The following is a 13,389-nucleotide window of genomic DNA, read 5'->3' as shown; positions in this document are numbered from 1 at the left end:
TTTCTCCAGTGGTGACCGGGACCTCGACGGGAGCCGGGGGCAGCACGTCGATCGACAACGGAGCCGGTGGCGGGATGGCCGGCACCTGGCCGTCGAACTGCAGCCCGAACGGGACTGGCGCGAGCGCTGGTGGTTCCGGCGGTGTCGTGAACTCGCCCAGCAGGGGGACGGGCAGCGGCTCTGGCGGTGGCGGCGGGTCCTGGAACTCACCGATCAGCGGCAGCGGCGGGAGGTCGGACGGCAGGGTCGGGGTGACCGGGACCTCCAGGCCGCCACCGGATGCGGCGGCACCCAGAGCGCCGGCGATTGTCTCGGCGATGCCGTTCGCGCTGCCCTCTGCCGGCACCACGTCGATCGGTACCTCGATCGGCTTGCCGGACCACTCGATCAGACCCAGGTCGTCGAGCGCCTGGTTGATGCTGTCCGACCAGTTCTTCGGCAGGATGCCGTCGCCGAAGAAGTCGTCGGTCTGCTGACTGGCGCGCTCCATGAACCCGCGCAGCGCTTCGTCGGCCGACGAGAACGCGGACACGATGCCGGCGGATGCGTTGGTCAGCTCGGTCAGTCCGGACGTAAGCCCTTCGAGGTTCGTCGCCAGGTTGTCGGTGTCGATCGACGACATGAAGTTACCGAACGAGTTCGCCATATCGGTCAGCCCTTGGGTGACACCGGACCAGTCGGTGCTACCCAGGTTGTCCATGAATTGGCCTATGCCATTTGTGAATCCGTCGAGCGCGCCGGAGTCGAGGTAGGACATCAGCGAGTTGAACTTCTCGCCTATGTTCACCAGGGCGTCGCCGGCTCCGGAGATGATGCCAGGCAGCATTCCGAACACGCGCTGCGCGCCCTGGACGATCGCGGGGTCACCGAGCTTGCCGGCGAAGTCACCGATACTGCGGATGATGTTCGGCATCTCGTTGGTCAGGTTGCGGATGTGCGGCACCGCGCCGTTAAACATCTGCTCCAGGGCGGGGCCGACCTCGGCGGCGATGGCCGGCATCTTGCCCGACAGTTCGTTGATGAGGTCACCGACGCCGGCGGTGATCCGTTCGAGGTTCGGCCGTATCTGGTGGAAGGCGGCACCGAGCGCGGTCGCCAGTCCGACGAGAGGTTCCTGCAGTGGCTTCGAGATTTCCTTCATGGTCGACACGACGTCGTCGGCCATGAACTTGAAGTGCTCCTTCACCTTGTCCGACGCGGCTGCAGCCATGATGGGCAGCGCGGCGACGGCGGAGCCGAAGCCGATCGACATCGCGCCGGCGGCAGCGGTGACTGCACCGAGCGCGGCAGCGGTACCGAAGATGCCGGCACCGACCGCGCCGGACGCCAGGGTGGCGACCGGCGGGGCAAGCGCGAGTAGCTTCGGCAGGAGGCTTGAGGCCGCACCGCCCATCTTCGAGAGACCGCCGGCTGCACCGCCGGCACCACCGAGTCCAGCGCCGGCACTTCCCAGTCCGGCGAGTGCTGCGCGGAGCGCGAGGATGCGGGCGGCAGCACCGGCGGTGTCCAGGTCGAGATTGATCGACACCGAGCGGGGCACTGCCGCGATGAACGCAGCCAGCTCTGCAGCGGCGACACGGGTGTCGAGGTCGAGTGCGATGCGGGCGTTTCCACGCGCGGAGTCGAACGCGGCGAGGCCGGCGGCAGCACCGGCGCTGTCCAGCTCGACGTCGATGCGGACGGTACGGTCGCGCAGTGCGGCGAGCTGCGCGCGGAACTCGGTCAGCTCACTGCTGTCTACGGCGGCACGCACGCGGGTGACCGTGTTGCGGACGCCGTTCATACGGTCCTGCAGACGGTTCAGCGCCCGGTCATCGACGTCGACCTTGACCTCGACGCGCTGATTCCGAAGGGACTGCAGCTCGGACTTGACGCGGCGGATCGCGCTCGTCAGGTTCGAGTCGTGACCCTTGAAATAGATGTCGACGGTGTTACTCGCTGGCATCGGTCAGGTCCTCCTGTAGCTCGCGAGGCAGGGGCAGCGGTTGAATCCCGTTGTCTGCCAGCTGTCCTCGGATACGCGCGATGTAGTAGCGGGCCGCTATCTTCCACTCGTCCAGTCGGGCGACTTGGCGGTTGAGTGTTCCGTTCGACTGCACGAGCGCGACGACGTTGTCTGTCTGGACGCGGTTGCGGGCGACGACGACAGTGGAGACTGCGGTGGCGATAGCTCCGATGGCTGCGACGACGATCGCGATGGTGTCCATTACTTCACTCCGAGTGCGGCCCAGAGGCGGATCGCGCCGATGTTGGCGGCGACGACGATGAACAGCGAGATGATGCCGACGAGGATCGGGGTAGGGGGCACGGATCGGAGCGGGGCGATGATGAGACAGAGTCCGTAGAACGCCCACGCGCCGATGATGAGTCCGTGTCCGGTGATGACTGCGCGCCGGCGCAGAGCGCAGACGAGAGCGGCGATGCCGGTCACGCCGAACAGGAACGGCCAGACGGGGAAGAAGTGCTCGACCACGACGACGAGCGTTTCCTGACCCGGCGGTAGCGGCCGGCGGACCAGTATCTCGGGGCCGGCGTAGAGCGCACCGACGACGATTGAGCCGCCGGCCAGCAGGACCGACAGCATCTGTGCAGCCGCGAGGACTGCCTTCTCGTTCATCAGCGGCCGATCTTGCGCTGCCCGAACGCCAGTAGCGCCATGATCGCGGCGACGACTGCGCCGGTGCCGACGCCTTTCCAGTCGCCTAGGTCGAATACCTGGAAGTCGTCGTCGCTGACGGCGTCGGCGGCGAAGCCGAGCACGGACGCCAGGATGATTGCGACGACGCCCTGCACGGTGGTGCGCTTGGCGGCGGTGCCGGCGGGCACGGGTTCGGTCGCCGGCGGAATCTCGATCGAGTCGAGCGGTTCGTCTCGCTTGAGTGCGCGGGTGAAGATCGGGATCAGCTGCTTGAACCGTTCGTCCATCTCGGGGCCGACGCGCTTCATGATCTCCTCGCGCACGAGGTCGAGCGGAAGCTTGGGTGCGGTCATGACTTCTCTTCCATGAGTTGGGCCTCGGACGGCAGCTCGGTCCGAAGTAGGTAGCTCGATGCGGCGGTGATGCCGGCTACCACGCCGAGCACCACCGCCGTCGCGAGGGTCTGCAGCCCGTACTTCACAGGCCGAGCCTTGCGTGAGTCTCGGGGCCGGCCACGCCGTCGACCAGTAGGCCGGCGCGCTGCTGGAACTCGCGCACCACAGCCTCGGTCGCTGGCCCGTAGTCGCCGTCCACGACGAGCTTGGAGTAGCGCGGGTAGTCGCGGTTCAGTCGCTCCTGCAGCCGGCGCACGGCGTCGCCTCGGGAGCCGCGCATTAGCAACGTGGAGCCGCCACCGACGCCGGGGTTGGGCACGACGACGGGGGCGGGTGTGGGAGCGGTGTTGCCGAACAGCCCGAACAGCCCACCGCGCAGCTCGTTCGCGAAGCCGACATAGGCGTCCATCGGCTTGCCCTTGGCAACCTGGTAGTGCATCTCGTCCACCGGGTTTCCGCCCCAGCAGTCGCGTCCCCAGTCGATGAGTCCGCGGAACTTGCGCTGCAGGTCCTTCACCTGGTCGACGCGGCCGCGCGGCATCGTGTACTTGCGGAACGGGTACTTGTTCCAGTTCAGATCGACGGCGGTGCCGGACAGGTGATTCGAGTTCCAGACACTGTTGGTCGGGGTCCACCCGCCCTCGTCGGATGCGCCACCGGACAGCGGTTCGATGTCGCGGTTGTACATGCCGGCGAACGCGGCGAGCACGAAACCGCAGTCGTGCCAGTGCAGCGGCAGGACGATGTTGGTTCCGACGATCGTGCGGCGGGTCGGGTTGCTGATCTGCGCCCAGCCGTTCTCGGTGGTGACGGTCATTTCTTCCTCCGTTTGGCTCGCTTGTTGGCGACGCCGACGAACGCGTTGCGCTCGCGCACTGTCAGCGCGTAGTAGACGTCGGGCGGCTGGCCGGTCAGCATGCAGAACTCGGCCAGCCGATCAGCCTCGTAGTCCGCTAGCTCGCGGGCGCGTCTTTTGGGTCGGAGTCCGGTTCGTTGGCGCCGAGCGCGTCAGCGACCTGCTTGGTGGTGTGCTCCTCGAGGTGACGCTCGAAGCCCTCCAGCGCGTCAGGTCCCCAGCTGCGCAGCTGCTCGACCGGGAGCCGGCGAACGTAGTCGATCGCGAACAGCAGCTGGTAGTAATCGTCCGGCTCGTGGATCGGGCAGCCGGTCAGCGACTGGACCCGCTTCACCTGCAGCCCGGTCAGGTTGTCGATGGTGTCGCCGAGCGTGCTCTTAGTCTTGCCCTTGGCGGCGCGAGTGGTCATAGTCCAGCCTCTTCTTTCCGTTTCATCAGCTCACGCCGCACACGTTGCACGGCGAATGTTGTTGTCTTAGCGAGGGTTCGGTAAAGCCAGGGGTTCGGGGTCTGACCGTCCCAGCGGGTACCGAAGTGGTTCATGCGGACGTAGATGCCGCCGCCGTGACTGTTGTACGAGCCGTTGCCGGCCTTCACATGCGACTGCAGATTCGACGCCTTGCCCTTCAGCGACGAGCGGGTCCGACCGCCGTAGCGCGGGGCATGGAACCTGCCCATGATCAGGGCCCGGTCGGTGATCTGCTCGAACGCCGGCTTGAGTCGCCGGGAGCTGGCCTGGAATTTGGTCAGCTTCCCGGCGATCTCGGTGGTGCCATCGACGTCGACGTCGATGCGAAAGCCGGCCATCGGCTACGCGACGACGCGCTCGGGGACGCCGTCGATCTCCCACTCGATCTCGGTCTCGTGGGCCTCGTTGGCCTCGCCGCCGACACCGGGCTTGCGGCTGATCTTGACGTCACCTCGGAAGTGCGGCTGATCCTCGGACGGTGCTGCGTTGCCGTACGGCTTGATGACGAACGGGACGACCTGTCCGGAGTTCTCCCATGCCTTCGTCCAGAGGCTGTCCGACGCGTAGTCGTTGTACATGGTGCCGCGCAGGAACCACTGCGACGTGTCGCCGCTGGCTGCGTTGGCGAAGGTGATGAAGTCGCTGTCCTCGCCGTCGTCCGGTTCTGCGCGGACCTCGTGCAGGTAGCTGTTGTATTCCTCGGCGTCGATCGTGATCGACAGGTTCTCGCCCTTGGTTCCCTTGAATGGCATTGCTACACATCCTCTTTCAGGTTGATGGCTGCGGACAACGCGATTTGCGCGCCGATTGTGGGGTTGTCGTTCTCGGTGCCGATGAGCGGGTACTGCACCTCGTCGATCGACCAGTTGTAGGCACGGAGCGCGAGCACCGAGTCGGTGACCATCTGCTCGACCTTCGCGCGCATGACGTCGCCGGTGCCTCGGCCGGCGATGAGCTGGACGCCGTAGTGGATGACGAACGGCTCGCCCATCGTGGTCGGGCCGTCGTCGGTTATGAACGGATCGGCCGGCACCACGATGGCGACCGGGCCGACGACCTGCTTCTGCTCCCAGCCCTGGACGCGGAGGCCGGCACCTTCGAGTGCGGTGGTGATTTCGGCGGCGGCCTGCGTGATGTTCATATGAAGCTCACGTACCTGCGGACCTCGCGCATGACGACGTTGAGCGGGTCGCGGGACGAGCGAGCCTGGACGACGTTCTCGAACCGGTCAGTGTAGGTGCTCGGTCCCTTCTGGTCGTCGAACATCTCAGCACCGACCTTCAGGTACCAGCGCTTCATCACCGAGTCGGGGATGGGCCGGTACGGGTCCTGACAGAAGTCGTCCAGCAGCTCGACGGCTGCCGCCAGTTCCCGTTCCAGAGCTTCCTCGTTACTGCCGGGGGCGTCGCCGGCACCGACGTAGTTGCGGAACTCCTCGATCGAGGGCACCGCGCCGGGGTGGGTCGGTATCGGCGTGGTCATTACGCGCCCCAGGTGACCTTGACGATGCCCTTGGGCTGCTCGCTGTAGATGGCCTGGTAGCCGTACACCGAGAAGTCCTTCGTCAGGTTGATGACATTCTCGTCCTGCAGGCGGAACGGCGCGCCGGCGGACTCCTGCGTGGTGATCGCTTCCTTGGCGCACACCGCGAACGTGTTCGGAGCCAGACGCGGCCCGACGACGATCGGCAGCCCGGCGATCGCGCCACCGAGTTCCTGCGAGCGCACGTTCACCGAGCCGAACGTGTTCTGGCCGTCGTTGTTGATGTCGAACAGTGGCCGGCCAGTCGAGTCGACGATGGCCGCGTACGCCTTGAACACGTCGCGGCTGACGAGGATGAAGTCAGCCAGTGCGCCACCGGGCGTGTTGTCCTCGATCATGGCCTTGGCGTCGATCGTGATGTCGATCAGCTCGGGTGCCGAGTCTGGCATCGTCGCGCCGGCGTTGATGCCCTGCACCTGATTCTCACCGACGACAGTGGAGGAGAGCGAGGTGAAGAAGTTGCGGACCTGCAGCTCGGAGCTGCGAGCGTACGAGATGATCTGGTACTTGAGGGCCGCACCGAGGTGGTCGATCGTGGCGCGCTCGATCAGCTGCCGCGAGAGCGAGGTGTAGGCACCGAACGTCTCGACCTCAGCCGTGCGCGTGCCGACCTTGATCTCGGTGTAGGCGAGGTCGTCGCCCTCGTTCTCCTGCTTCTGGACGGTGCCGGTCTCGCCCTTGACGACCGGGTACTCGATCGTCATGCCCTTCGACGGCAGCGGCTCCTGCGTGAACAGTCCCTTCAGCGGCCGGCGCTCGTCCATGAGCTTCAGCGCCTTCTGCATCCAGGCCGGCTGCAGCTCGGTGTCCGCGAGGGTCTGGCCCTCGTAGGCGCGGGTCTCGACCGACTCGACTGCGGCGCGGAACTCGTCGGCCGCGTCGGTCTCGCCGGCGTAGAGAGCCTTGAGCCATTCGCCGGCGGTCTGGTACTTGAACGTGCGGGTCAGCGTGGTTCCGCTGCCGCCGTCTTCGAGCACACCGACGCGACGCAGCAGCGTCTCGTTGTCGGCGCGCAGCTGCGTGACCTCGGGGTCGGCGGCGATAAGCTTGGCGATTTCTTCGGGGTCCATTCTTGTTTCCTCTTCTGTAGCAGCGCTTCTCACGCTTTCGATGACCGCGCCCTTGTAGGCGGGGGTTTCTACGATGGACACCTCGCGCAGTGTCGCTTTGGTGCGGACGAGCACGCCGTCGCGCGACTCGTGGGTACCGGGCAGGAACCCGACGGAGAAGTACTTGAGCACGCCGTCGCGTGCGAGTTCGAGCACCTCGTCACCGCGCGCAGTGTTGGCGATGCGGCACTCGACGTAATAGCCGTCGTCGCGGTTCTCGCCGGCGATGACGGTTCCGACTGGCAGCTCGCCTCGCGTCTGCCAGCCGTGGTTCGCGTGGACGGTCGCCGGCGCGTTGTCGTCGAACGCACCGCGTAGGAACGACTCCATGTAGGTGCCGTTCTTCGTCCGGATTTCGGTGGCCTGCCCGAACGGAACTGCGATACCGGAGATGACGCGGCTCAGTTCGTCCACCACTCCAATTGCGGCAGTGCGGATTTCGACATCGGCTACGGGTGCGGATCGAGTCTCGATCGACCGGGCGTCGATGACGGCCTGGCGCACGAAGCAGTCCTTCGCCTCCAGCAGCTTCCGCAGTCCGGTCGTCATCTCGGGTCCGGAGTCAAGCGTGTGCGCCATCTGGTAGGCGAGCACCGATAGCGGCGCTGACACGGCCTGCAGGTGTGGCGGCAAGTGGGCGTGCTCGAACAGGTCGAGCAAGTGCTGTGTCGCGGGGTGGTGGCTCATGCTGTCCTCTTCGATGGGTTGCGGCGGTACCAGCGGCGGATTTGGTCGGCGGTCCAGGGCGGGCGCTTGTCGCGGTCGGCGCGCAGCAGGCACTCGTTCTGGCCGGGGTCGACGACGTGTAGCTCTGCGCCGGCGCGTGAGTACTGCGCGAGCATCGAGCGGTCGGGGTCGGTGTCGATGATCCAGGCGTGCTCGACGGTGCCCATGAGTACCTGCGTGATCGCGGCGCGGCGCGCGGACTGGACGACGCGGCGCATGGCGAGCGGGGTGTCGTGGGCGGTGACCGATCCGAAAGCCGATGCGAGAGCGTCGAAGTCGATGATCAGATCACCGGGGCGGGCGGACTCCTGGACGAACGTCGACTTGCCGGCGCACGGCGGTCCGATGACGACGTGGACGGTCATGCCTCGATCTCCTTCGGCTGCTGTTCGTCGACGCGCTCGCTCGGGACTTTGACCGGGTCGGGCTTGGTCTCGGACTCGGGCAGCGGTGCGTAGCCGTCGCGGGCGCGCAGCTCGTTGACGGTGCGGGTCTTGTTCGTGATGTTGGCGCTGTCGACCTCGGCCTTGGTCTTGGAGTCCATGCGCAGCAGGCCGGTCTCGTCCAGCTCGACCTTCAGTCCGCGCGGGATCACGTCGGTCAGGCCGCGTTCGATCGCGTTCATGTACTTCGCCAGGGTCGCGACGAGGAACTGCAGCGTCGATTGTTCGAGGTTCTGGTAGGTGCGCGACTCGGTGCCGCCGGGAACCATCAGGTCGAATGCCGGCGTGCCGAGTACTCGGACGATCTTGCGGTCGATCGCGTCGGACACCTCGAGCATCTGCGCCTCGGCGGGCTTCAGGTGCATGGGGTCGAGCTTCAGTCCGGACGACAGGATCACCGTCTGGCCTTGGTGCGACTTGACGAAGGTGTTCCACCGCTCCTGCAGTTCGGCCTGCTGTGCGCCGTTGAGGTGCTGGTCGGTGTTCAGGGTGGCCGGCGGCACACCGGAGTCGAACCAATCCTGCTGAAACTTCGCCAGCAGCAGGGCAGCTCGGAGGTCGGTCTGCGCGTGGTGCAGCGGCCCGAATCCGCGAGGCTCGCCTGTGATGGCGGTGTGCTTCTTGTGGACGACGCGGGCGCGTGGAATCTCTTTGCCCATGTGCGCGTATCGAACTCGACCCCAGGTGCCATCCGGCAGGCGGTCGCGTACAACGGTCATCTCGATCGGCGACGTCGGAATGAGGTTCACCGTCTGCGGATCACCGACGCGCAGCCAGAAGAACTCGCCGTGCATGATCAGATCGTTGACGCTCGACTGGATGAACTCTTCGTAGTCCATGTCGAGGTTCGGCTTGTCGACGATCGAGGGGAAGCTGCGGCCGCGCGAGAGCATGGGTCCGTTGATGCGTCGGACCGTGGCCGGCATGGACGTCATCATGGTGTTGATCTCGTCCACGGACCGCGAGAACGCGGACACCTTCATCGCCTCGCGCCACGACACAACGCCGAAATCCTCACGGGGAGGCGGCATTACACCGGCGAGCGGGGAGTCACCGCCGGCGGAGTCGACCGAACCGCCTCGTGTCTCCACGAGGTCTCCGAACCCGAAGAATCTCTTGATGGCGTTCATTGGTGGGAGACGCTAATCCCACTCGTGTGATTCTCATGTCCGGGTTTTCAGAAGGGCAAGCTCAGCGGTATCGCCGCCGGCTGCTGTTGCTCGGCCTGGAACGCGCCCATGACCATCGCGTAGACGGCGTCGATGTCGCCCAGGGACTTGTTCATGTCGATGACTACGCCCTGGCCGGCGGACACGGTGACGACGCGCGGTATCTGCTGTTCCATCTCCAGGTCGCCGGCGTGCCGGAGCCGGCCATCCTTGATCATCGAGTGGACGGTAGCGGTGGCGTTCGCGATGTCGCCGCGCGTCATGTACTCGGACGGCAGGTGATGTTCCTCACGCAGCGTCCACGCGGTCTTACGCATGGTCTCGGAGTCGGTGACGAACTTCTCGACGTTGACGCGGCGGTTCAGCTCGACCAGTTTGCGCTCCAGCAGCTCGGTGTTGCCGTAGGTGATCGTTCCGATCAGCTCGGTGTAGACGGAATCGTTGTACTTCACCGACGCGACGATGGACACGTAGTCCCACGAGCGCCGGGAACGGGCGTACGAGACAACGATCGGCTGCCGGCGGGCCGCGTCGGGGATCGGCCCGAACTTGGTCGACGTGAACACAGGCAGCGGCATCCAAATGTTCTCGACGGACACCATCTCGTTCCGGCGGTAGCGCCGATACTCGCTCTCCTGCATGCCTTTTCCGTTGCGCAGCTCGGACTCCAAGTCGAGCCGGCCGGACGCGATGGCAGGGTTTGCCTGGATCAGCGCCTCAGGGTCGTACAGGTCGAGCGACGGGTCAGCAACCCAGAAGAAGAACCCGAACCGTGGGTTGTGATCCTCGGCTTTCGCCACTGCCGCCTCGCCGGTCTTGTACAGCAGCTTCAGCAGCTCGGAGTTGTCGTCGCCGGACGTCGTCAGTCCGAGCACGAGGGCCTTCGGCTGCGCCGACGCACCGAGCACGAGGGCGTTCCACGCGCCCGGTTTGAGGATGTGCAGCTCGTCCAGCAGCATAAGGCATCCCGAAAAGCCTTGCAGCCCTTTGCCATCCCCAGCAGCCTTGACGACATAGTTCGCCGGCTTCTTCGCGTTCTTGCTGGTGATGCCGGATCGGTCGGTGGTCTTGAAACGGGACTCCAGCGCCGGCACGTTGTCGACGCAGTAGCGGGTCTTTCGGTACAGGTTCTTCGCCTGCTCGACGGTCGACGCCAGCGAGATGACGTCCGGAGCGCGCTCGACCATCAGGATCAGCCCATACAGCGCGAACACGGCACCGAGCACCGTCTTGCCGTTCTGTCGGCCCATCGACACGACGGCCTGCTGGTAGACGAGCTTGCCAGCGAGCGCCGGGTCCTCGTAGTCGCGCGGATACTTCTGCAGGATCTCGCGGATCAGCCACTTCTGCCAGTCGTCCAGCCCGAACTCGTCGGACTGCTCGAACACGAACACAGCTTCGGCCAGCTTGATCAGCCGGTTGCCCTCGGTGTAGTCGGGATTCTCGATCGGCTGCGTGTAGCGGGTGGGCATCCATACGGGCGCATCGACCGACGTCGCGGCGATCATTCGTCCTTCAGCAGCTCAGCGAGCACCTGGTCGAGCGCATCACCCTTCTCCTCGCCCTCCTGCGCGGGCTTGTGCTTGTGCAGCTCGACGAACTGCATGCGGTACTCCATCGTCAGGCCGGCCGGCAGACCGCGCGCCGAGTTCGACGCCTTGTCCAGCTGGCGCGCGATATAGAACAGCGCAGTGACCAGGGGAGTCTCGTCGTCGCCCATCCACTCGTCGTTTGCGTTACAGTATTGGTCCACCGCGGCCTCGAATGTCGCGTTCCGGATCACAGCCACTCGGGCCACCTCATTCCATGCATAGATCGGTCGGTTCATGCATACTCTCACAGCAGACCATGCATCATCCATGCATGATCATGCAGCCGCCATTCATCCCACCATGCGATACTCGACCTCCCGCACCCCTGGGGGGTGCAAATTTTCGGAGCCCCTCAGTGTCAAACGTCCCCTTGGCAGAAACCGACCGCCTGCATACCCATGCATGAACCGCATGATCATGCATAGCCATGCATGACGCAGTGTATGACCATGCATGACTGTGAATGGATGACTATGCATGCTCATGCATCACGCACCGACACCGAAGTAGTCTGCGTGGAACCACGTCTTGCGGCCAGCCTCCACCTTCGCGCCCTTGCGCCTGTTGCACGGTAGGCACAGCAGCTGCAGGTTGGTCTCGCTGTCGTCGTGACTGATCACCCACGGGATGATGTGGTCGACCTCGCAGCTCTGATCACCACCGCACTTCTGGCACACGTACCCAGCACGCGCAGCCACCCGCTCGCGTACGTCCTTCGGTATCGGCTGGCGCTTCAGTTCAGCCACGTGCCCTCCTCGTCAGCAGCAGGCGCGCGTCGACCACGTGCTCTGCGTTGTGGTGCTCGGGTATGGGCACGCCAGCCCACACCATGCCGAGAGCGTGATGCTTGAGTGCGAGATGCGCGCACTGCGCCAGGATTGGGCAGCCAGCACACAGCAGCTCAGCTGCCTCGCGCTTCGTACGCCACTGTCCACCAGGCACATTCGCATACTCGTACTCATCAGCACGCCCTCGACACCGACTCACCGAACACTCACTGCCTCGCCTTGGCGTCGCAGCTCTGACACGCAACTCGCATAAGCGAGAGCCGATTCGAACGTCTTGAAGCGGCGGCTATCGGGCGAGCCATAGGCGAACTGCACACGCCAGGGATGATCAGGCGCGTGCAGGTGCGGCCGACGACGTACGAGGAGTTCCCTCATGGCTCGATCACCGGCTCGTCGTCGGTGGCCGGCGGCACGTCCACGATCGGCTCGTCCGTCGTCGGTGGCACGTACTCGGGGATCTCGGTCGGCTCGACATAGCCCACCTCACCCAGCTCGTTACCGTCAGCGTCCTCGAACCGAACACGGATCATTGACGCGGACTCGTCGAACCACGCCGACACGAACCGATCAGGACGACCCAGAACCGGGGTCAGCTGGCCGGCCATCAGACGAGGTCCGTATCACCGGTGATGACCGCGGAAGTCACCGCGCCGCAGAACATGCACTTGCCGTCGAGCACGTGGGCGTGCATGCAGTCCAGCCAGGCAGTGCCGGCGAGGCTGTTGTGCATGCCGTCGTGCCCTTTGTCGAGCTGGCACCAGGACGTGGCTCCTGGTCCGATGTGGGTCGCGCTGCAGCGGGCAGGCTGGCCGTCCACGAACTCGCCGTTGTTCACTTCGACTGCGAGCATGTCCGCGCCGTCCTGGGCGACGACGTTCAGCAGCTCCTCGGTCGCAGCCTCCAGCGACTTACGCGCCGCCGTGATCGAGCCGATGGCCGACGTGACTGCCCACCGGTGAGGATCGGTCAGATCGAGTCGATCGAGTAGATGCCGGCCAGCGCCCTCCAGCACGATGGCCGGCCCGACCATATCGGCCGCTTGGAACGCAGCAGCGTCCAACAGTGTCGCTAGGTCTTTCTCCATCAGAACAGTGCTCCTTCTTCGGGTTGGGTTGCGTCGGTAGGCATGTGATCCGAACCGACGAGGACACAGCCGCCGTGCGATCGAGCGGACGACGACAGATAGAGCGCGCCCTCGGGCAGCGTGACGACTGCATGGGCACGGAGACGGTGACTCATCACCACCATGTCTCGGGTCTGCGCCTTGTTCGATACGACGAACGATGCGGAAGGCGGTGGGGGAGCATGGTTTACCTGAACCAAGATTCCGATCTCGGCTAGAGCGTCGGTGGTCGCTTTGATGATCGGAGCCGACCGACTGTAGAGAGTTACAACAGGGTTGCGGGACATATCGATCCTTCCTATGAGTGCGGGGTCACCGAAACGAGTAGATGGAATTGGGGCCAAAGCTTGGGACCTCCCAAGCGCCTCCCAAATTTCCGAACCCCGTTTGTCCGCGCCAACGCCTCTGGCCTCGCGTCCGTTGGGACGCAAGGCTTTCCGAGTTATTACCCACGTCGCGATGATCAGTCGCGGGTGGGTCCCAGCAGCTAGGTCTGCCAAGCTTCGTAAGGGTTCACATGCCTAGAGCAGTCGGTTTAC

General features: G+C 65.1%; 19 protein-coding genes and 1 pseudogene. All 20 read right to left on the bottom strand.

The annotated features are described in order from the left end of the window. A pseudogene (locus RhoFasB10_RS14530) lies at window positions 1–1,945 on the bottom strand (hypothetical protein); the annotation flags it as partial. Next, the gene (locus RhoFasB10_RS14525) at window positions 1,932–2,207 is read right to left on the bottom strand and encodes a hypothetical protein (RefSeq protein WP_167676961.1); all 276 of its coding nucleotides are present in this window, start codon (window positions 2,205–2,207) and stop codon (window positions 1,932–1,934) included. The pseudogene RhoFasB10_RS14530 and the gene RhoFasB10_RS14525, both read right to left, overlap by 14 nt. Beyond that, on the bottom strand, window positions 2,207–2,617 hold the full coding sequence (locus RhoFasB10_RS14520) for a hypothetical protein (protein ID WP_167676959.1): 411 nt from the start codon (window positions 2,615–2,617) through the stop codon (window positions 2,207–2,209). The genes RhoFasB10_RS14525 and RhoFasB10_RS14520 overlap by 1 nt, the downstream gene beginning before the upstream one ends. Further along, entirely contained in the window at window positions 2,617–2,991 is a 375-nt protein-coding gene (locus tag RhoFasB10_RS14515; protein ID WP_167676957.1) for a hypothetical protein, read from the bottom strand. Before RhoFasB10_RS14515 ends, RhoFasB10_RS14520 begins: the two co-directional genes overlap by 1 nt. Beyond that, complete coding sequence (locus RhoFasB10_RS26650) at window positions 2,988–3,119, bottom strand: hypothetical protein (RefSeq protein ID WP_277345870.1); 132 nt, start codon at window positions 3,117–3,119, stop codon at window positions 2,988–2,990. The genes RhoFasB10_RS14515 and RhoFasB10_RS26650 overlap by 4 nt, the downstream gene beginning before the upstream one ends. Then, entirely contained in the window at window positions 3,116–3,850 is a 735-nt protein-coding gene (locus tag RhoFasB10_RS26340) for a peptidoglycan-binding protein (protein WP_240931102.1), read from the bottom strand. The genes RhoFasB10_RS26650 and RhoFasB10_RS26340 overlap by 4 nt, the downstream gene beginning before the upstream one ends. A gap of 136 nt (window positions 3,851–3,986) precedes the next feature. Next, complete coding sequence (locus RhoFasB10_RS14505) at window positions 3,987–4,298, bottom strand: hypothetical protein (protein WP_167676955.1); 312 nt, start codon at window positions 4,296–4,298, stop codon at window positions 3,987–3,989. Then, window positions 4,295–4,696, bottom strand: a complete 402-nt coding sequence (locus RhoFasB10_RS14500; RefSeq protein ID WP_167676953.1) for a hypothetical protein — start codon at window positions 4,694–4,696, stop codon at window positions 4,295–4,297. Before RhoFasB10_RS14500 ends, RhoFasB10_RS14505 begins: the two co-directional genes overlap by 4 nt. A 3-nt stretch (window positions 4,697–4,699) precedes the next feature. Next, a complete protein-coding gene (locus RhoFasB10_RS14495; protein ID WP_167676951.1) occupies window positions 4,700–5,110 on the bottom strand; it encodes a hypothetical protein in 411 nt (136 codons plus the stop codon). Between the two features lie 2 nt (window positions 5,111–5,112). After that, entirely contained in the window at window positions 5,113–5,499 is a 387-nt protein-coding gene (locus RhoFasB10_RS14490; RefSeq protein WP_167676950.1) for a hypothetical protein, read from the bottom strand. Next, window positions 5,496–5,840: a hypothetical protein gene (locus tag RhoFasB10_RS14485; RefSeq protein WP_167676948.1), complete on the bottom strand. Its 345-nt coding sequence runs from the start codon at window positions 5,838–5,840 to the stop codon at window positions 5,496–5,498. The genes RhoFasB10_RS14490 and RhoFasB10_RS14485 overlap by 4 nt, the downstream gene beginning before the upstream one ends. After that, entirely contained in the window at window positions 5,840–7,696 is a 1,857-nt protein-coding gene (locus tag RhoFasB10_RS14480; RefSeq protein ID WP_167676946.1) for an HK97 family phage prohead protease, read from the bottom strand. Before RhoFasB10_RS14480 ends, RhoFasB10_RS14485 begins: the two co-directional genes overlap by 1 nt. After that, window positions 7,693–8,100, bottom strand: coding sequence for a hypothetical protein (locus RhoFasB10_RS14475; RefSeq protein ID WP_167676944.1), 408 nt, complete (start codon window positions 8,098–8,100; stop codon window positions 7,693–7,695). The genes RhoFasB10_RS14480 and RhoFasB10_RS14475 overlap by 4 nt, the downstream gene beginning before the upstream one ends. Continuing rightward, window positions 8,097–9,308, bottom strand: a complete 1,212-nt coding sequence (locus tag RhoFasB10_RS14470) for a phage portal protein (RefSeq protein ID WP_167676942.1) — start codon at window positions 9,306–9,308, stop codon at window positions 8,097–8,099. Before RhoFasB10_RS14470 ends, RhoFasB10_RS14475 begins: the two co-directional genes overlap by 4 nt. Window positions 9,309–9,355: 47 nt before the next feature. Further along, window positions 9,356–10,855, bottom strand: a complete 1,500-nt coding sequence (locus tag RhoFasB10_RS14465; RefSeq protein WP_167676941.1) for a terminase large subunit — start codon at window positions 10,853–10,855, stop codon at window positions 9,356–9,358. Next, on the bottom strand, window positions 10,852–11,136 hold the full coding sequence (locus tag RhoFasB10_RS14460) for a hypothetical protein (RefSeq protein ID WP_167676939.1): 285 nt from the start codon (window positions 11,134–11,136) through the stop codon (window positions 10,852–10,854). The genes RhoFasB10_RS14465 and RhoFasB10_RS14460 overlap by 4 nt, the downstream gene beginning before the upstream one ends. Before the next feature lie 291 nt (window positions 11,137–11,427). Further along, the gene (locus tag RhoFasB10_RS14455; RefSeq protein WP_167676937.1) at window positions 11,428–11,685 is read right to left on the bottom strand and encodes an HNH endonuclease; all 258 of its coding nucleotides are present in this window, start codon (window positions 11,683–11,685) and stop codon (window positions 11,428–11,430) included. 413 nt (window positions 11,686–12,098) lie between these two features. After that, window positions 12,099–12,332 carry a hypothetical protein gene (locus RhoFasB10_RS14445; RefSeq protein ID WP_167676933.1) on the bottom strand — a complete coding sequence of 78 codons (234 nt, stop codon included), beginning with the start codon at window positions 12,330–12,332 and terminating at the stop codon, window positions 12,099–12,101. Beyond that, the gene (locus RhoFasB10_RS14440) at window positions 12,332–12,811 is read right to left on the bottom strand and encodes a hypothetical protein (protein WP_167676931.1); all 480 of its coding nucleotides are present in this window, start codon (window positions 12,809–12,811) and stop codon (window positions 12,332–12,334) included. The genes RhoFasB10_RS14445 and RhoFasB10_RS14440 overlap by 1 nt, the downstream gene beginning before the upstream one ends. After that, a complete protein-coding gene (locus RhoFasB10_RS14435) occupies window positions 12,811–12,966 on the bottom strand; it encodes a hypothetical protein (RefSeq protein ID WP_167676929.1) in 156 nt (51 codons plus the stop codon). Before RhoFasB10_RS14435 ends, RhoFasB10_RS14440 begins: the two co-directional genes overlap by 1 nt. Window positions 12,967–13,389: the final 423 nt, after the last annotated feature.

Origin of the sequence: Rhodococcus sp. B10 (genome assembly GCF_011770055.1) — a bacterium.
Taxonomy (GTDB): domain Bacteria; phylum Actinomycetota; class Actinomycetes; order Mycobacteriales; family Mycobacteriaceae; genus Rhodococcoides; species Rhodococcoides kyotonensis_B.
The sequence above is the reverse complement of the archived record's forward strand: the minus strand, read 5'-3'. Positions and strand labels throughout refer to the sequence as shown.